Genomic DNA, 17,743 nt, shown 5'->3' on the forward strand with positions numbered 1-17,743 from the left:
GGCTGTGAGCGACGTAACTCTCGCCCCTCTACTCTCGACTCTCGAGTGATTCGAATTATCCGTCGTACGCCGGAATGCCCGTCAGATCGTGACCCAGCACGAGCGTGTGGATGTCGTGGGTTCCCTCGTAGGTGTAGACCGTCTCCATGTTCGCCATGTGGCGCATGGGTGAGTAGTCCGTCGTGATGCCGTTACCCCCGAGCATCTCGCGGGCCACCCGCGACTGCTCGCGGGCCATCCGGACGTTGTTGCGCTTGGCCATCGAGACGTGCTGCGGGCGCAAGTCGCCGCGCTCCTTGAGTTCGGCCAACCGGTAGGCGAGCAGCTGCGCGAGCGTGATCTGGGTCGCCATCTCCGCTAGTTTGTCTTGCTGGAGCTGGAACCGACCGATCGGCCCGCCGAACTGCTCGCGGTCAGTCGCGTACTGGCGCGCGGTCTCGAAGCAATCCCGCGCCGCGCCAACGGCGCCCCAGGCGATGCCGTACCGGGCCTGGGTCAGACACGACAGTGGTCCTTTCATCCCTTCGACGCCGGGCAAGACGTTCTCCTCGGGCACGCGCACGTCGTTCAGGCCGATTTCGCCCGTGATCGACGCCCGCAGGGAGAGCTTCTCGGTGATCTTGTTCGTCGAGACGCCGTCCCGATCGGTCTCGACCAGGAATCCCCGGACCGCGTCCCCGCCCGTCTCGTCGCTCGAGCGATCCTTCGCCCAGACGACCGCCACGTCCGCGATGGGGGAGTTGGTGATCCAGGTCTTCGATCCGTTGAGCACGTAGCCCTCCCCGTCCTTCTCGGCACGGGTCTCCATTCCCGACGGATTGGAGCCGTGTTCAGGTTCCGTGAGCCCGAAACAGCCCACGGCCTCGCCTGCCCCGAGTTTGGGGAGCCACTTTTCCTTCTGGGCCTCGCTGCCGTAGGCGTGGATAGGATACATGACCAGGGCGCCCTGGACGGAGGCCATCGACCGCAGACCAGAGTCACACGCCTCGAGTTCCTGCATCAACAGTCCGTACGCCGTCTCGGAGACGTTCGGGGAGCCGTATCCCTCGAGGTTTGGGGCGTAAAAGCCCATCTCGCCCATCTCGGGGATAAGGTCGGTGGGGAAGGTCCCGTCCTCGAAGTGGTCGCCGATGTCGGGCGCAACTTCCGTCTCGACGAACTCGCGGGCAGTATCGCGGATCAACCGTTCTTCCTCCTCGAGGTCGGCCTCGAGGGAGAGGTAATCGAGCATGGGTGTACGTCCGCGAGAGGGCGTGAAAAGAACTCCTATCTCATCGCAAGAATTGCCGGGCGCTACCGACGACGGAGGGTCGTCCGTGCGGTCTCGAGACCGCTAACGTCGGCAATCGAACGGCCTCGAGTCGTCGCCGACCGACTGCGGGCACCCGATCCGCGAGCGCACGGCTTTTGGCCGTGCCGTCGGTAGTGGCAGATATGAACGTGGACCTCACGCACCGTCCCCGCCGACTCCGCAAGGACCGAATTCGGGGACTCGTCAGCGAAACGAACCTCGAGCCGTCGGACTTCATCGCGCCCGTCTTCATCGACGCGACGGCCGACGAGCGCATCCCTATCGAATCGATGCCCGGTCACGAGCGCGTCCCGATCGCGGAGGCCGTCCCCCGCGTCGAGGAGGTGCTCGAGACCGGCGTCGAGGCGGTGATGCTCTTCGGCATTCCGCGGTCGAAGGACGCCGAGGGGACTCGGGCGTGGGCCGACGACGGCGTCGTCCAGGAGGCCACCCGTCGGATTACCGCCCAGACGGACGCCTACGTGATCACCGACGTCTGTCTCTGCGAGTACACCGAGCACGGTCACTGCGGGCCGATCGAGACGGGGGCGCGCGACTTCGAGGGCGAACGAGGAGGGCGAACCGCGGGCGCGAGCGGCGGCCTCACCGTCGACAACGACGCTACTCTCGAGTCCCTGGAACGAATCGCCGTCTCCCACGCCGATGCGGGCGCGGAGATGGTCGCCCCGAGTGGCATGATGGACGGAATGGTCGGCGCGATCAGGAGCACCCTCGACCGCGAGGGCCACGCCGACGTGGCGGTCATGAGCTACGCCGCGAAGTACGAGAGCGCCTTCTACGGCCCGTTCCGGGACGCGGCCGACGGCGCGCCCAGTTTCGGCGACCGCCGCCACTACCAGATGGACCCGGCCAACCGCCGCGAGGCGACCCGCGAGGTCCGCCTCGACGTCGAGCAGGGGGCGGACGTGCTGATGGTCAAACCCGCCCTACCCTACCTCGACGTCGTGAGCGACCTCCGAAGAGAGTTCGACCACCCCGTCGCCGCCTACAACGTCTCCGGGGAGTACGCCATGCTCCAGGCCGCCGGCGAGAAGGGGTGGCTCGACCTCGAGGCGGCCGCCCTCGAGTCGCTGCTGTCGATCAAACGGGCGGGTGCCGATCTGATTCTGACGTACTTCGCCGAGGACGTGGCCCCTCGCCTCTGAGTCGAGTTCGTCGCTATTCGGAGGATTCGACGCACTCGGACTGATGACTCGAGTGCGTGTGACTCGAGTTCGTACGACTCGAATCGACGATTCGTCGCACTCGAGCAGGGGCGCTCGGACGTTCGTCCAGTCGGGGTTCCGGGCTCCGTGACGACTGGCAACGTTTGCCGCGCGTGAGCCCGAAATCAGCCGTTCCGAATGCCTATGGTGGCGACTCGGCCATTCTTACCGCGAATGGACGCTGACAATCGTCCAGTTTCGGTCGCTCGGGAATCACGCTGCCGGACGGACGGACACCTTAGATCGGTAAAAGGCACATTATATGCTGTAGGATTTTACTCTTATAGAGACATATTTGGACATTCATCAACACTAATCCTTATACAATACGCTATCTTCCACACCTAACGTGATATACAGTCCAAACATGCGAAAAAAGTGGTTGAAAGCGAACGAACGTCTGCACGATAGCTGCAACTCGTCGGAGGTGCTACCATGATCGATGCCACACCGTTGCAGGTCGATCCCGAGGTGCTCGTCGAGGGCGTCAACCTCGCGTGGGTGCTGACGGTCACCTTCCTGATCTTCTTCATGCACGCGGGCTTCGCCATGCTCGAGGCCGGCCAGGTGCGCTCGAAGAACGTCGCGAACCAGCTGACGAAGAATTTGCTGACCTGGAGCGTCGGCGTGACCGTGTTCTTCCTCGTCGGCGCCGGGGTCGAAGGTCTCGTCGCGGGCGACGGGTTCGTGCCGGCCTTCGACGTCGCCGAACCCAACGCGTGGGTCGACTGGCTGTTCGGCGCCGTCTTCGCGATGACGGCGGCGACCATCGTCTCCGGAGCCGTCGCCGGCCGTGCGAAACTCCGCGCGTACGTCGGCTACACATTCCTGCTGGCGGCGGTCATCTACCCGGTCGTCACCGGCCTCACCTGGGCCGGGAGCCATCTGGTCGTCGGTGGAGTCGTCTTCGAGGACTTCGCCGGCGGCATGATCGTCCACGGGATGGGCGGCATCGCCGGCCTCACCGCCGCGTGGGTCCTCGGCCCGCGCCTCGACCGCTACAACCAGGACGGGACGGTCAACGTGATCCCCGGCCACTCGATGACCTTCGCCGTGCTCGGCACGCTCGTGCTCGCCTTCGGCTGGTACGGCTTCAACGTCGGCACCGCGGCGACGGTCTTCGCACTCGAGGGCGGGGAACTCGTCCTCGGGGACTTCGCCACCGTCGGTCGCGTCGCCATGACGACGACCATCGCGATGGGCTGTGGCGCCATGGGTGCCGGGCTCGTCGCCTGGCTCAAGACCGGCAAGGTCGACACCCTGTACGTCGCAAACGGCCTGCTCGCCGGGCTCGTCGGCATCACCGCAATTCCCCACACGACCGCCTGGTGGGGCGCGTTCGTCGTCGGCGGCCTCGCTGGCGCCCAGCTCCCGCTGGTCTTCGGCTTCGTCGAGAACGTCCTGAAGATCGACGACGTCTGTGCGGTGTTCCCTGTCCACGGCTCGGCCGGGGTCCTCGGGACGCTCCTGTACCCGTTCGTCGCCGCACCCGGCGTCGTCGAGAGCGTCGCGAACGCGTTCGCCGCACAGGTCGTCGGCGTGGCCGTCATCGCCGGCTGGACGATCCTCGCCACGGGCTTCGTCTGGGGCGCGTTCAAAGCGGTCGGCCAGGCTCGAGTTACGCCAGAACACGAACGCGACGGCCTCGACGTGAGCGAACACGGCGTCGACACCTACCCCGAGTTCGGCACGCCCGAAGTCGCGGCCGACGGCGGTGCGATCCGGGCGGACGGCGGTACTGCAGACAGCGGCATCTGGATGGTCACCGCCATCGTCCGCCCCGACCGCCTGGGCGATGTGAAGACGAACCTCGCCGGAATCGGCGCTCCCTCGCTGACGGTCACGAACGTCTCCGGTCGCGGCTCCCAGCCCGCGAAGACCGGCCAGTGGCGCGGCGAGGAGTACGCCGTCGACCTCCACCAGAAGGTCAAGATCGAGTGCGTCGTCGCCGATGTCCCGGCCACCGAAGTCGTCGACGCGATCCGCGAGGCCGCGAACACGGGCGAACCGGGCGACGGCAAAATCTTCGTCATCCCGGTCGAGGACGCCTGCCAGGTTCGTACGGGGGCGACTGGCCCCGAAGCCGTCTAACGACTGATTGCGTCTGTCTCGGACGGTTTCTAAACGAACCTCGAGACGGGTTTCGGACGCTTCTCCCGCGTCCTCGCTCGACAGTTCGGCATCAGAACTGGTCGTGACCGTCGACTGTCAGTATACACTACGTTTCAAGAGGACGTGCGGAATACGTCGACCCGATGCGCCGTTCGCTCACCATCGGTCTCCTGCTCGTCGCGCTGAGTCTCGTCCTCGTCGGTGGTCCGTCGGCGTTGCTCTCACCGTCGACAGAAGACGTCGCACCCGAGACGAGCGAAGACCCCGAGATCGAACTCGTCACCTTCGAAGACTCCGAAAGCGCGATCTGGGCGTACATGAGCCCGAGTAAGACGCACAAGAAACACAGCCCCATCAACGTCTTCGTTCGGGGCGACAGCGACGAGGTCGTCCGCCTGCTCCAGGAGGAAGCCGACGGCGACTGGCAGGAACTCGAGGAAGACGAACAGGACGCCGACGCCGACACTTATGCGGTGTTCGGGGGGAACGAAACGAACGAAACCGCCAACGGGACCGACGAAGTCAACGGAACCAACGAAGTCAACAGAACCAACGGAACCACCGAAACCGACGAAAACGAAACCAACGAAACCGCGAACGAAACCGGACTCGAGTCCATCAACCGGCAGATCGCTACCACCACGAACTGGGGCGAAACCGCGGGCGGAACTCGATACGCCTGGATCGATCCCGGTCCCGACGAACCAGCCTACTGGGCCACCGAAACAGTGCAACTCGACGACGGCACCTACTACGGTGAGCGGATCCACATCCGGGTCTACGCGAGCCCCAACCCCGACGACCAGTGGGTCGCTATGCAAGCCCACAGCGAGCACTTCGACTGGTTCACCCTCCGCCACCGCGTTGACGGCGTCGAAAACGCCCAACTCGAGGTCGAACGCGAGTTCATGGCCCTCCCGAAGGTCGATCCAAAGGAGGACGTCGTCCGCCGGAACGTGGACAACGCCGGCCCCTCCGACGCCGACGGTTGGGCGACCAAAGTCGATCTAATTGGCCTCCTCGTCCTTCCGGTCTTCGGGCTCGCCGCCGGACGGGAAATTGTCGAGCGCGCACCACGAGGCCTCGAGGACCGTCTCACGGAGGTCGACAAGCGACGACTCGCTGCCGCCTACGACCGGATCGAGGTTCGCCACCCCATCCTGGCGGGGACCATCGTCGCGCTGTTTCTCGGCGTTCGCGTGGCCGGCATCGCCCTCGAACAGTGGGCCACATTCCTCACGATGCACAACATCGCGGCGCTCCTGTATCCGGTGATCGCGCTGGGCATCCCCATCGCCACTTACCTGATCGCCCGCGGCCTCGAGTCCAGACTCGATGCGGCCGTCGCGGCCTCGGTCTCACTCGCGGCGGCGATGTGGATCGACTACGGAATGGTCGGCGTCAGTTCGCTCCCCATCGACGTCGTGCTCCAGCGGATGCTCGTGATCGTCGCCATCGGACTCATCGCCGCTGGGGCCGCTCGACGAGCGACTCGCGACCGCGTCCTGAACGACATGCTGCTAGTCGGCGCCGCGATGTGGGGGCTCGTGCTGGCCGGCACGCTGTTCGGGTACTTCTGAACGCGGCGTCGTCAGCACTCGAGGCCGAGCGAAGGGTGAAGGCCTCCAGACCGAGTGAGAATAGCGTAACGCGGCTCAGTCGTCCGCTTGCGCCGGTTCCGGATCGGCACCTGCTCCGGTCTCGAACGCGTCGTCCTCGAGTCGCGGGAAGTGACCGATGGTGTCCTCGCGGAACGCCTCCTCGTCGAAGGAGTAGTCCTCCTCGAAGAAGTCGACGGCCGTCTTCGCGTCCTGCATCGCGTTCTTCAGGCTGGTTGATGCGCCCGGCGACGGTGTGATGTTGAAGATGATGTCGTCGCCGACGATCTTGGCCTCGCCCATGTCGAGGGACTTCTTCTTCGTGTCGACGATCTGCGGGCGCACGCCGCCGTAGCCCTTCGCACGCTCGATGTCCTCGAGTTCGGCGGTCGGGACGACCTTCTGGACGTGCGGGAGGAACGACTTCGGGCCGACATCGGGGAGGTCGTAGACGAGGTTCCGGAGCACGTACGGCAGGAGAATGCGATCGGAGAGGATGTTGGCGTAGCTGGCAAACGCCGCAACGTTGAGACCGAACACGTCGAGGAAGTCCTCGACCGTCGAGAGGCGACCGCGCTCGAGCGTCGGCACGAGCTTCGCGGTCGGTCCGAAGCGGGTGATCGAGGGGTCGTGTACGTCCGCGTCGCCGTGGACCGCGGCGAAGGGGAGCTTCTTCATCTGGAGCGTGTAGACCTTGCCGTTGAGGAAGTCCTCGGCCAGGAAGAAGCTACCCGCGATGGGGAGCAAGACCTTGTCCTCGCCGTAGCCCAGTTCCTTGGCGATCTGGAGGCTGTGTGAGCCGGCGGCGACGACCGCGACGTCGCAATCGAACTTGCCCCGGGCCGTGTCGAGGGTGTAGCCGTCGTACGTCTCGGTCAGGTCGGTGACCTGGGTGCCCGTGAAGACGTCGACGCTGGCCTCCTGGCGGGCGTTGTCGACGAGCGATTTAGCGACCTCGCCGTAGTCGACGACGTAGCCGTCGGGCGTCTGCAGGGCCAGCAGGTCTTTGGCGGGATCGCGACCCTCGACGACCTTCGGCTCGAGTTCGCCGATTTCCTCGCGACCGATCGGGCGCAGCTTCGGAAAGAGGTCGCCGAAGCCCTCGTCGTGGTAGCGGGCCTCGAGTTCGGCGACCTCGTCGTCGCCGACGCCGAGTACCATCTTCGAACGCTTCGAGTGAATCTCGCGGTCCGGGTCGTGGTGCTCGAGGTAGCCGGCGAGGATCTCGGCGCCTTCCTTGACCTTCTCGGCCTTCTCGAGGGTGTAGTTGGTCTCGATGTCTCCGAAGTGCAGGGTCTGGGAGTTGTTCGTGTGGTGGGAGTTGATCGCCGAGATTTCGGCTTCCTTCTCGAGCAGGGCGATCGACTCGATGTCGGTGAACTTCGCGGTCGTGTAGAGGAGCGACGCGCCACTGATTCCACCGCCGACGATAACGAGGTCGTATTTGCCTGACATGCGTGGTACTGGTGGTTGTCTGAACTACGGACCTTCTACGGTTTAAGTCATGTTTTATCGGCACGTGTGCCACCAACGATCGTCAGAAGGCGTTTCGACGATCGTAGAAGATGGGGCAATCGACGTCCGAACGGTCTCAGTCTCACCCCGACGCTCGAACAGTTCAGTCCCGCCCGTGCCTCGTCACACACCGCGACAGTCCGATTAACTCCACGGGTTCGGAGTTGTCGGGCGAATAGACCACCATCTGTCCTTTCTCCATGTAGGGGACCTTCGACTCGAGGTCGCTCGGAATGTTCACGCTCTTGATCGCGTCCTCGTCGCCCAAATTGAGGACGACCGTGGTGTTGATCTGTTTGAAGACCGCGTCGTGGATGTCCTGGGGGTCCTGGGTGATCAAAAAGAGTCCCAGACGCTCCTTTCGGCCCTGTTTTGCGGCCTCGGTGAACTTCGTGATGACCTTCCGGGCCTGCACGCTGTCGGCGTCGGTGAGGAAGTTGTGCGCCTCGTCCATTCCCAGAATCAGCGGCGTCTCCTTGATCCGGTCGAAGTCCGGGTCGTTCGACAGTTTCTGGTCGATCAGCAGGCTCGAGAGCGCGAGGACGACCGCCTCCGTCGCCCGCGAGTCGTTGATGTGGTAGGTCGGAACGACGCTCAGTTGCCCCGGCGCGACGAACTCCGAAATCAGGTCCGTGATCGGACGCGCGTCCTGGTCGAACACGTCGTCGAACCCGAAGACGCGCCGCCGAACGGCGTCGTACGTCGCCTCGTGGACCCGACCCGACTCGTCGAGTTCCTCCCGCAGAGCCGGGTCGTCGAGGAAGGATTTGAAGCCCGCGTAGCTCGCGCTCGACGTTTCTTTGAAGTACTGGTCGAGCAGGTACGTGAGCCCCCCGTACTGATTGTCGTTGAGCGACCCACCCGAGACAAGCCACGGCCGGGAGCGACACATCGAGAACGGAATAGTGAACTCCACCTGTTCGGCGCGGTGGTGACCCGCGGCGTAGCTCGAGTCCCCCACTTTCGGAACGAACGCCGTCGTGTCGTCGTGGCCGCCATAGGCGATGCCCTCGCGCTCGAGGCGGCGGGCGAAGTCCTCCTCTAAATCGGGGTTGTCGTCGTGCATCTGGGCGTACTCGTCCTGGGGGTCGAACTGGACGACTGCGGGCGTGACCTCCCGGCCGTCGGCCATCGGGTACCGGCGCTCCTCGGCGAGGTACTGCCGCAAGATGTTCTTCGCGCCGTGGGTCTTCCCGGAGCCCGTCCCGCCAGCGATCAGCGTGTGCCGGAAGACAAGTGGGTCGCCCGAGTCGTAGTCGTCCTTGAGCCGGTAGTCGATGGTCGGCGGCGAGGCGTTCGTCCGGACCTTCTCCCCGCCAACCGAAAGGTGGCCGAGGAAGACGCCCTCCTCGGGCATCTTCAGCCCGGTCTTGATCTCGTCGGTGTCGCTTGCTTCCTGGATCACCGTTTGCGGTTTGGGCACGCGGTCGGTCATCCGGCGCTTGAGTTCGCCGTCGTCGCCGGACGACGTCCGGCTGCTCGCGGAGCTGGGCTCCGTGCTGTCGTCGTAGAGGACGGCGATCGGCTCGAGTTCCGCGACGAATTTGAAATCGGCCTCGTCGTCGGGGTCGAAGCCGCCGCCGTGCATCGCCCGTCGAGCGTGGATCTCGGTCGCGTCGTCGGCGTGGTACTGCTGGGCGTACTCGAGGCCCGCGATCTGGCAGAACAGGCGCTCGCCGTCGGGGTAGCTCGCGAGGACGTACGTTCCTAGCCGGATATCGGAGCGATTGTCGGCGGTGACGTACGCCCGCAGGGTCGTTTCGTCGCCGTCCGTCGAGACGCGCAGGCCCTGCGAGACGCAGATGGTCCCGATACCGCTCTCCCGACCGCGCGGTTCGACGGCGGTTCGCTCGAAGTCGCTACCGGTCGTCCCGCTACTCGTGTCCGCGCCCGCGTTCGCGCTCGCAGACGCCGACTCCGCCGCTTCCGACTCGTCGTCGGCCGCCTCGCTCGAGGCGTCGGCGTCGAACGCCTCGAAGTCACCCAGGTCAGTCATACACTCAGGTCAACTGATGGGAGCTACAAACACGTTTCCCTCCGCACACTCGACGCATCGGGCCCTGGCGGTTCCAGATCAGGGCCAACTAATCTAAACTCGAGCGGACCTCTTCGACCGTAATTCGGTGCATGCAGGTGAATGTCTCGTCGTCGGTTTCGGGCGAGATCGTGACGGTCACCTCCTCGGGGACCGCCCCGACGATCTCGTCGAAGTCGAACTCGGCGGGTGGACACACGATGTAGTCGCCGTCGCTGTCCGTCTCGGTCCGGACGGTGATACCGGCGTCCCAGTCCTCGCTGTATCCCGAGGCGCCCGCGGAAATCCACCACGAATCCGGGTCGGTGAGATCGAGGTCGACTCGTTCGTCCGCCGCCTCGAGGGCGATATCGGCGGCCGCCCTGGCACATTCCCGATGGAGGCGATCCGTTTCCTCGACGGTGACCATTTCCTCGATTGGCTCCGCCTGGCCGGGGGACCGTCGCTGATCGTACTGGCGACAGGATCTGGAGTCTTCGTACGATTCGTCGTCTTTGGAGGACGAATCGTCTCGAGTGGCGTCATCGTTTCCGGGTGCGTCTGTCACCTCGGATTTATTTTCGTCTTCAGAGGACCCATCGTCGTCGAACGAACCATCACTGTCGGCACTGTCGAAATCGTTCGGCCCTGTGGTTCGTTCCGGACTGGTATTCTCGATCCGTTCACCGAGACAGCCTGAAAGTACGACAGCACCGACGCTCCCGAGGAGCGTGCGGCGGGAGGGATTCGTCGCCATATTCAAAATCCCTAACATGAAATTATAAGTCTTCAGGTGGCTCGAGCGCTCGACAGGAGGAGCGAGGGGACGAACGATCGGTCGAACAGTACACGAATGATCTGCGCCCGAGAAACAGTTTGATAACGTCGTTTCGAGTGAGTCTGAAGCGACCTACTCGAGACGCGCCTGAATCAGGTCCTCGAGGTCCTCGCGCAGCTCGTCGACGGCGACTTCCTCGAGCACGGGCACGAAGAAGCCCTCCACGAGCATATTGCGCGCGAGTCGCGGGGAGACTCCACGCGAAGTCATGTACAGCAGGTCCTCCGCGTCGATCTGGCCGACCGTCGCGGAGTGACTGGCCTCGGTGTCGTGGTTGTTGATGATGAGCTTCGGCGAGGCGTCGGCCTCCGACTCGTCGCTCAGCATCAGGGTGTTCTCGCGCTGGTAGGAACTCGTGTCCCAGGCGTCCCTGCCGACGTCCTGGACGCCCTCGTAGACCGAGCGGGCGGTGTCGTCGGTGACGCCGCGGGTGACGAGGTCCGCGGTCGTGTGCTCGGCGCGGTGCCAGACCTTCGCGTCGATGTCGAAGTGCTGATCGTCGTGGCCGAAGAAGGCGCCGACGATCTGGGTCTCCGAGGAGTCCCCGGAGAGCAGGGTCGAGGTTTCGGTCTTCGTCAGCTTGGTTCCGATGTTGCCCTCGATCCAGTTGATCGTGGCGTAGGTGTCGGTCTCGCCGCGTTTGGCGCTGAAGCAGTACGATTCCTCCGAGAGGTTCTGGAGGCTCCCGTACTGGACGTAGCTGTTCTCGCCGGCGGCGATCTCGACGATGCCGCTGTAGTACTGCTCCTCGTCGAGTTCCGTCCCGGTGGACTGGCGCTCGAGAATCGTCACCGAACTCGAGTCTTCGGTGACGACGAGCGTGTAATTGAACAGCGATCGGGAGTGCATCTCGGTCCGGATCGTGACGTCCTCGGCGTCGACGCCCTCGGGGACGTAGATCACGGTTCCCGTACTGAACAGCGCCGTCGACAGCGCCGTCAGGTAGTTCTCCTGGGGGTCGACGATGGAGCCGAAGTGCTCGCGCACGAGGTCTTCGTGCTCGTCGAGGGCCTCCGCCCACGGGAGCACGTCGACGTCGTCGGGGCCGACCTGGTCTTTCTCTTCAGCCGCGTTGAGGGGGTCCACGAGGGACTCGAAGTCGAGTCCGTGGAGGTTCGTCCAGTTGCGACCCGGCGTACGGATCACGTCCGGCATGTCCAGTTCCTCGAGGGCCTCGAGGGCCTCGAGACGGGTCTCGAGCATCCACTCGGGTTCCTCGAGGTCCCCCGAAATTTGGCGTACCTGTTCCGGCGTCAAATTGGCGTGTACCTGCGTGCTCATGTTATCCGAGGCTTCCCTCCATCTCGAGTTCGATGAGGCGGTTGAGTTCGACCGCGTACTCGATGGGCAGTTCCTCCGTGATGGGTTCGATGAACCCAGCGACGATCATCTTCTTCGCGTCGTCGTCGTCCAGTCCACGAGACTGGAGGTAGAAGATGTCCTCGTCGCCGATCTTCCCGACGGTGGCCTCGTGGGCGACGTCGACCTTCGACTCCTCGATTTCCATGTACGGCATGGTGTCCGAGGTCGACTCGTTGTCGAACATCAACGCGTCACACTCCACCGCGGTGGAGGAGTTCTCCGCGCCGTCAGCGATGTGGACCAATCCTCTGTAATTGGTGCGGCCGCCGTCCTTGCTGATCGACTTCGACTCAATCGTCGACTTCGTGTCCGGCGCGTTGTGGTAGACCTTCGCGCCGGTGTCGATGTTCTGACCTTCGCCCGCGAAGGCGATGGTGATGTGCGTATCGGTGGCGCCGCGACCCTTGAGGATCGAACACGGGTAGAGCATGGTGGCCTTCGAGCCCATCGAGCCCGAAACCCACTCCATCGTCCCGTCGGCCTCGACGATGGCCCGTTTGGTGTTGAGGTTGTAGGTGTTCTTCGACCAGTTCTGCACGGTGGAGTACTGGACGTGTGCGCCCTCCTTGACGAAGACCTCGACGCCTCCGCTGTGGAGGTTGTGCTTGCCGTACTTCGGGGCCGAACAGCCCTCGATGTAGTGGACCTCCGAACCGGGTTCGGCAACGATGAGCGTGTGCTCGAACTGGCCCATACCCTCGCTGTTCATCCGGAAGTACGCCTGGACAGGCATCTCGACGGTTACGTCCTCGGGGACGTAGACGAACGAACCGCCAGACCAGACCGCACCGTGGAGCGCAGCGAACTTGTTGTCGCTCGGGGGGACACAAGTCGTCATGAAATGTTCCTTGACGATCTCGGGGTGCTCCTTGACCGCCTGGTCCATGTTCATGAAGATGACGCCCTTCTCCTCCCACTGTTCTTGCATGTTCTGGTAGACGACCTCGGACTCGTACTGCGCGCCGACGCCCGAGAGCGCCTTCCGCTCGGCCTCCGGAATGCCGAGCTGTTCGAACGTGTCCTTGATGTCGTCGGGGAGTTCGTCCCAGTCGTCGACGCCTTCGCGCTTGTCGACGTCCGGGCGGATGTAGGGGACGATCTCTTCGATGTCGAGCTCGGTCAGGTCCGGCTGGCCGGGCCAGTCCGTCGGGAGCGGCATCGCGTGGTACTGCCGAAGCGCGCGCAGGCGGCGCTCGCGCATCCAGTCGGGTTCGTCCTTGTCGTCGCTGATGAGGTTGACGACTTCTTCGGTCAACCCCTTCCCCGATTTGACGGCTGAGCGCTCTTCTTTCTTGAACTCGAACCTGGCTTCGGTGTCGGTGTCTTTGAGGTGGTCTTGTTCTGAACTCATGATTGGTGTATGTAGTTGGTTGCAGCCCTGGCGTTATGACGGTTCGCCTAGGCAGATTCGGTTACGCGGTCTCGTAGACCTCCTCGCGCACCCAGTCGTACCCCTTGTCCTCGAGTTGCTCGGCGAGGCTGGCGTCGCCGCTCTTGACGACCTGACCGTCGAGCATGATGTGGACGCGGTCGGGTTCGACGTAGTCCAGGATGCGCTGGTAGTGGGTAATCTGGAGGATGCCCGTACCCTGGTCGTCGCGCAGGGAGTTGATCCCGTTCGAGACGTCCTGGAGGCGGTCGATGTCGAGCCCGGAGTCGATCTCGTCGAGGACGGCGATCGAGGGCTCGAGAATCGCGGCCTGGAGCACTTCGTTCTGCTTTTTCTCCCCGCCGGAGAAGCCGGCGTTGAGGTAGCGGTGGGCGAACTTCTCGTCCATGTCGAGCTGTTCCATCTTCTCCCGGAGGAGGTCCTGGAATTCGGAGACGCCGATCTCGCCGTCGTCAGCCGGACCTTCCATCGGCGACGTGGCAGGCGTATCGTCTTCGTCCTCGTCGTCCTCACCCTCGCCCTCTTCGAACAACTCTTCGCGCTCTTCGATCTTCGCGTTGAGCGCCGTCCGGAGGAAGTTCGTCATCGTGACGCCCTCGATCTCGGCCGGGTACTGGAAGCCGAGGAAGACGCCCAGTGCCGCGCGCTCGTTTGGCTCGAGTTCGAGCAGATTCCACGTGCGCTTGTCCTCGGGGATGTCGATTTCGTCGCCGAACTCGCCCTCCTCGAGGTGGATCAGGACCTCACCCTCGGTGACCTCGTAGGCCGGGTGGCCGGCGACGATCTTCGAGGTCGTCGACTTCCCGGAGCCGTTGGGCCCCATCAGGGCGTGGATCTCGCCCGAGTTGACCTCGAGGTCGACGCCGTGCAGGATCTGTTCGTCGCCCTCAGCTACTTTCGCGTGCAGATTTTTGAGTTCAAGACGTGCCATATGATCGGATACCTCTGTCGTCTCGAAAGTGGAGCGTGAGCCTGATAATGGTTTCGTATCTGAGTGGATGATGTGCCGATTCGGGAAGATAATTTTTTGAAAGAGAAAGGACTGGCGGGGAGGCGAGAACGCCCGTATCCGTCAGGGAAGGTGCGGATCCAATGCTGTATTAGCCGAGCACGGCAGGTACACCGTTGTTCCCGTAAATAGTAACAGGGCTGGCTAGCATATTCGCCGCACTCCCACGGCGTGCGCCGCCCTCGGTCTCGTTCGAGGCACCGAACCCCTTACAAACCTACATGAACGAATCGAGACCCGTCTGGGTCTGTCCCGACTTGACCTCCTCCCAGGACATGTCGAGCGCCTCGAGGATTCGCTCGATCGGCCCCTTGAGCGTCTTCTCGAGCATCTTGTCGTAGTCGACTGCGAACGCCTCGGGCACCTGGTCGTCGTACTCGAAACAGATCACGTCGGGGTCGCGTTTGAACGCGCCGTAGACGGGATCGGTGTGGGGATCCAGCCCCTGCTCGTCCTCGACACGCCGGAAGAAGGCGGGGTCGACGCGCTCCAGATACAGTCGCTTTGGCTTGCTCCCGCGGTCGAAGTTCGTCCCCAGCAGGAGGTTCGCGTACTTCGCCCCGCGAACGTGGGCCGTGTCGGTGTCGTAGTTATCCAGGCGCTTGCCGATTCCGCCCGGAATCGCGATCTCCTCGAGGCTGACGTTCCCGTCCTCGAAGTCCTCGATGATCTCGGCGACGTACTCCTCGACGCCCTCGATGTCACCATCGCGGACGATCATCTCGATCACCCGGTGTTGCACTTCTTTGGTGATCGGCGCGATGTCCGAGCGCTTGTACTCGAAGCCGGTGATGTCGACGTCGTCGACGTCCTTGCCCTCCTTCCAGACGATGTGGCCGGCGTAGCGCTTCTTGGTACCGGCCTGGAAGAATCGCCGGTACAGTTTCTCGAACTCGATCTGGAAGCGGTGTTCCTCGGCGTTGAGTTCTTCGCGCGCGAAGTCGTCGTAGCGGCCGTTGACGTACTCCTCGATTTCGAACGACTGCTCGATGGCCTCTTCCTTCGTGACCTCGGGGCCCAGCTCGAGCATGACGCTGTCGGTGTCACCATACGAAACATGATAATTCAGTTCGTTTGCGGCAGTCTCTGTAAATTCGATGACTTCGCGCCCAGTGGCCGTGATTGCGGATGCGGCTTCTTTGTCATATAGACGAAAACGTTCCCATCCCGACACCCCGTACAACGAGTTCATGATAACCTTCACGGCCCCCTGCTGGCGGTCGTACTGCTCGTACTCGAGGCTGCCCGGTTCGTGCTCGTTTCGGAGCGATTTCTTCTCCTCGCGCTCGGCCAGCAACTCGGTGATCATCTCGCGCATAACGCCGTCGGGTTCCTGCCGAAAGTGGGTCGGTTCCGGGGTTGTAGGCGCGACGAACGTCTCCCCGTCGTACTCATCGGGATCGACTCTCGTCTCCGGGGAGGCGTTGATCGTCGTCATACACATCGGGTACAGGCTCTTCAGGTCGAGCACGGTCACGTTCTCCTTGACGCCCGTGATCGGCTCGAAGACCGCCCCGCCCTCGTACTCCTCGCCCGCCTCTTGCTGGCCCTTCGAGGGGAGGGCGAACCGCCCGTAGGCTTCGTGGAGGACGTACATGTCGACGGTATCTCCGGGCGTGGGTGCGTCCTCGAGTTTGCACCCGACGAACGTGCGCACCTCGTCCCAGAAGGCGACGATCTCCTGTTGGCGGTCGAGTTCGACGCAGAGTTCCACGTCTCGGAGGTTGTACTCGAGCAGGCGGGTGGGGTCGTCCTCCCAGAGGTCCCCGATCGACCCGGCGTAGCGCTCCTTGCCCACACCTAACTCGGCCTCGCCTACCGCGTCGAGACGGTAAGAGTCCAGTTCCGAGAAGACCATTCGCTGGTAGCCATAGAGCAGGTCGAAGACGATACGACCCTTGATGTCCGGGCCACCCCAGTTGCTTCGCCAGACCTCACCGATTCGTGATAGTCGGTCCGGGTCCAGATCGTAGTCGTGGTGTGGCCCCTCGAGCACCTCTAGCCGGTCGAGAAAGTAGGGGGCGTCGAAGTCGTCGAAGTTCCACCCCGTAAGCACGTCTGGATCGGTCTCGTCTACGTAGTCGAGAAACGCCTCGAGCATGGCTTCTTCGCCTTCGAACGCGCGGACCTCGTGGTCGATGTCGCCTTCGATGGGCTCGTAGTTCTCGAGGGTCGCCGGCGGCTCGCCGTCACCGTCGTCGGCCTCGAAGATCCACAGAATGTACTCGTCGCGGTAGGAGTCGTGGCTGGCCAGACAGATGATCGGCTCCTCGCCGTCCTCGGGGAAGCCGTTCCGGTCCTCGACCTCGATGTCGAACGTCTGTACACGCTGGTCGGCGTCGACCTCGCAAGCCTCGAGTTCGTCGTGCGGGACGACGAGGCTCCCGTCGTCCGCTCGTCGCTCGGGCAGGCGAATCCCGCTCCGGATGTCCTTGTCGATCAGCAATCGGTTGGGAAACAGGATGTCTGCCTCGTAGTGCTCGAACTCGTCGCGCATCTGGCCGACGTCGCGGGGCGTCTGGCCGAATATTTTCGTCAGTCGCTCGCCGCGGATACTCTCGTATGGTTGACCATCTGACCCCCTCTCTTCCCAGCCGGTGATTCGGTCGTGACGCTCGAGGGCGTCCTCCTCGAGCGTCTCGGTCGGCGCATAGAAGTACGGCCGAAAGCCGAGCACCTTCACGTGTTCGAGTTCGTTCTCGCGTGTACGCCCGAAGACGTGTACGATTGGGGACTCGTCGTCGCCGTAGCCCGACACGGTGTAGTCGACCTGCATTACGGCGAGTTCGAGCGTCCCATCGGGTTCCGGAAGCGTCTCCGCTTGCACGTCGATTACCTCGCTGCCGAGCGCGCCGCCGTTGCCGGCGACATGTACGGCTTCCTCGTCGGGGCGTTCGTCGGCCTCGTCGTCCGACGCCGAGAACGCATCCAGCCCTGCCTGGCCCGCGTCAGTCATGGTGTCGGCTTTGGCAGTCACCGGATAAAAACCCACGCGAATCGGCTTTCGGGCTCTAACTCACGTTGCCTGCTCGCCATTCGGACGTGGTAGTGTTCTGACAGTGGGCAACAAGACATTTAACGTGGTAACACATAGCATATAACGAGGTACATGCCGTGTCTATCCATATGAACGACGATACGACGGACGGTGGCGAACCGAGTGGCGAACCAGCAGGCACCGCCACGATCGAGTGCTACGAAACCGACGACGGAACCGTCTTTTACGACGCCGAAAACCCCCTCGCCTGGATGGAGACAACCCAGACGTTCTCGCTCGAGGAAGTCGCCTGATCTGGCGGCCTCGAGTCCCCAGGTGCACGGTTCCGGGGTGCGCGGTGCACACCCTCTCGAACCCCCAACGCGAACGCTTTTTTGCGACACCCTCCTG

At 63.5% G+C, this 17,743-nt stretch carries 12 protein-coding genes; 4 read left to right on the forward strand and 8 right to left on the reverse strand.

The genetic code is table 11. From position 1 onward, the window contains the following. Positions 1-55 precede the first annotated feature (55 nt). Positions 56-1,231, reverse strand: a complete 1,176-nt coding sequence (locus NGM15_RS09510; protein WP_253430019.1) for an acyl-CoA dehydrogenase family protein — start codon at positions 1,229-1,231, stop codon at positions 56-58. A gap of 209 nt (positions 1,232-1,440) precedes the next feature. Here NGM15_RS09510 and hemB point away from each other — a divergent pair, with 209 nt between their 5' ends. The 3 genes from hemB to NGM15_RS09525 all read left to right on the forward strand — a co-directional run bounded on the left by hemB (position 1,441) and on the right by NGM15_RS09525 (position 6,209). Further along, entirely contained in the window at positions 1,441-2,457 is a 1,017-nt protein-coding gene (gene hemB / locus NGM15_RS09515) for a porphobilinogen synthase (RefSeq protein WP_253438004.1), read from the forward strand. Between the two features lie 498 nt (positions 2,458-2,955). Beyond that, entirely contained in the window at positions 2,956-4,608 is a 1,653-nt protein-coding gene (locus tag NGM15_RS09520; RefSeq protein WP_253438006.1) for an ammonium transporter, read from the forward strand. Between the two features lie 164 nt (positions 4,609-4,772). After that, entirely contained in the window at positions 4,773-6,209 is a 1,437-nt protein-coding gene (locus NGM15_RS09525; RefSeq protein ID WP_253430022.1) for a hypothetical protein, read from the forward strand. A 75-nt stretch (positions 6,210-6,284) separates the two neighbouring features. Here the strand turns inward: NGM15_RS09525 and NGM15_RS09530 are convergent, their stop codons facing one another. The 7 genes from NGM15_RS09530 to NGM15_RS09560 form a co-directional block, all read right to left on the reverse strand. Continuing rightward, entirely contained in the window at positions 6,285-7,682 is a 1,398-nt protein-coding gene (locus tag NGM15_RS09530) for an FAD-dependent oxidoreductase (RefSeq protein WP_253430026.1), read from the reverse strand. A gap of 163 nt (positions 7,683-7,845) precedes the next feature. Then, positions 7,846-9,738, reverse strand: coding sequence for an ATP-binding protein (locus tag NGM15_RS09535; RefSeq protein ID WP_253430029.1), 1,893 nt, complete (start codon positions 9,736-9,738; stop codon positions 7,846-7,848). A gap of 88 nt (positions 9,739-9,826) precedes the next feature. Continuing rightward, positions 9,827-10,513, reverse strand: a complete 687-nt coding sequence (locus NGM15_RS09540; RefSeq protein ID WP_253430032.1) for a hypothetical protein — start codon at positions 10,511-10,513, stop codon at positions 9,827-9,829. Between the two features lie 153 nt (positions 10,514-10,666). Then, positions 10,667-11,875, reverse strand: a complete 1,209-nt coding sequence (gene sufD / locus NGM15_RS09545; RefSeq protein ID WP_253430036.1) for a Fe-S cluster assembly protein SufD — start codon at positions 11,873-11,875, stop codon at positions 10,667-10,669. 1 nt (position 11,876) lies between these two features. After that, positions 11,877-13,307, reverse strand: a complete 1,431-nt coding sequence (gene sufB, locus NGM15_RS09550) for a Fe-S cluster assembly protein SufB (RefSeq protein ID WP_253430038.1) — start codon at positions 13,305-13,307, stop codon at positions 11,877-11,879. Between the two features lie 61 nt (positions 13,308-13,368). Then, complete coding sequence (locus NGM15_RS09555; protein ID WP_253430041.1) at positions 13,369-14,277, reverse strand: ABC transporter ATP-binding protein; 909 nt, start codon at positions 14,275-14,277, stop codon at positions 13,369-13,371. A 295-nt stretch (positions 14,278-14,572) separates the two neighbouring features. Further along, on the reverse strand, positions 14,573-17,311 hold the full coding sequence (locus NGM15_RS09560) for a DNA-directed DNA polymerase (RefSeq protein ID WP_253430044.1): 2,739 nt from the start codon (positions 17,309-17,311) through the stop codon (positions 14,573-14,575). Between the two features lie 170 nt (positions 17,312-17,481). On the opposite strand from NGM15_RS09560, the gene NGM15_RS09565 reads away from it, so the two are divergent. After that, positions 17,482-17,646: a DUF7331 family protein gene (locus NGM15_RS09565; protein WP_253430048.1), complete on the forward strand. Its 165-nt coding sequence runs from the start codon at positions 17,482-17,484 to the stop codon at positions 17,644-17,646. The last annotated feature ends 97 nt before the right edge of the window (positions 17,647-17,743 follow it).

Origin of the sequence: Natronosalvus halobius (genome assembly GCF_024138145.1) — an archaeon.
GTDB classification, from domain to species: domain Archaea; phylum Halobacteriota; class Halobacteria; order Halobacteriales; family Natrialbaceae; genus Natronosalvus; species Natronosalvus halobius.

Bases quoted from the DNA above. Each gene is read 5' to 3' on its own strand.
- sufD (WP_253430036.1), bottom strand. From the start codon at position 11,875: ATGAGCACGCAGGTACACGCCAATTTGACGCCGGAACAGGTACGCCAA.
- NGM15_RS09535 (WP_253430029.1), bottom strand. From the start codon at position 9,738: ATGACTGACCTGGGTGACTTCGAGGCGTTCGACGCCGACGCCTCGAGC.
- NGM15_RS09540 (WP_253430032.1), bottom strand. From the start codon at position 10,513: ATGGCGACGAATCCCTCCCGCCGCACGCTCCTCGGGAGCGTCGGTGCT.
- NGM15_RS09565 (WP_253430048.1), top strand. From the start codon at position 17,482: ATGAACGACGATACGACGGACGGTGGCGAACCGAGTGGCGAACCAGCA.
- NGM15_RS09510 (WP_253430019.1), bottom strand. From the start codon at position 1,231: ATGCTCGATTACCTCTCCCTCGAGGCCGACCTCGAGGAGGAAGAACGG.
- NGM15_RS09560 (WP_253430044.1), bottom strand. From the start codon at position 17,311: ATGACTGACGCGGGCCAGGCAGGGCTGGATGCGTTCTCGGCGTCGGAC.
- NGM15_RS09530 (WP_253430026.1), bottom strand. From the start codon at position 7,682: ATGTCAGGCAAATACGACCTCGTTATCGTCGGCGGTGGAATCAGTGGC.
- NGM15_RS09525 (WP_253430022.1), top strand. From the start codon at position 4,773: ATGCGCCGTTCGCTCACCATCGGTCTCCTGCTCGTCGCGCTGAGTCTC.
- NGM15_RS09555 (WP_253430041.1), bottom strand. From the start codon at position 14,277: ATGGCACGTCTTGAACTCAAAAATCTGCACGCGAAAGTAGCTGAGGGC.
- sufB (WP_253430038.1), bottom strand. From the start codon at position 13,307: ATGAGTTCAGAACAAGACCACCTCAAAGACACCGACACCGAAGCCAGG.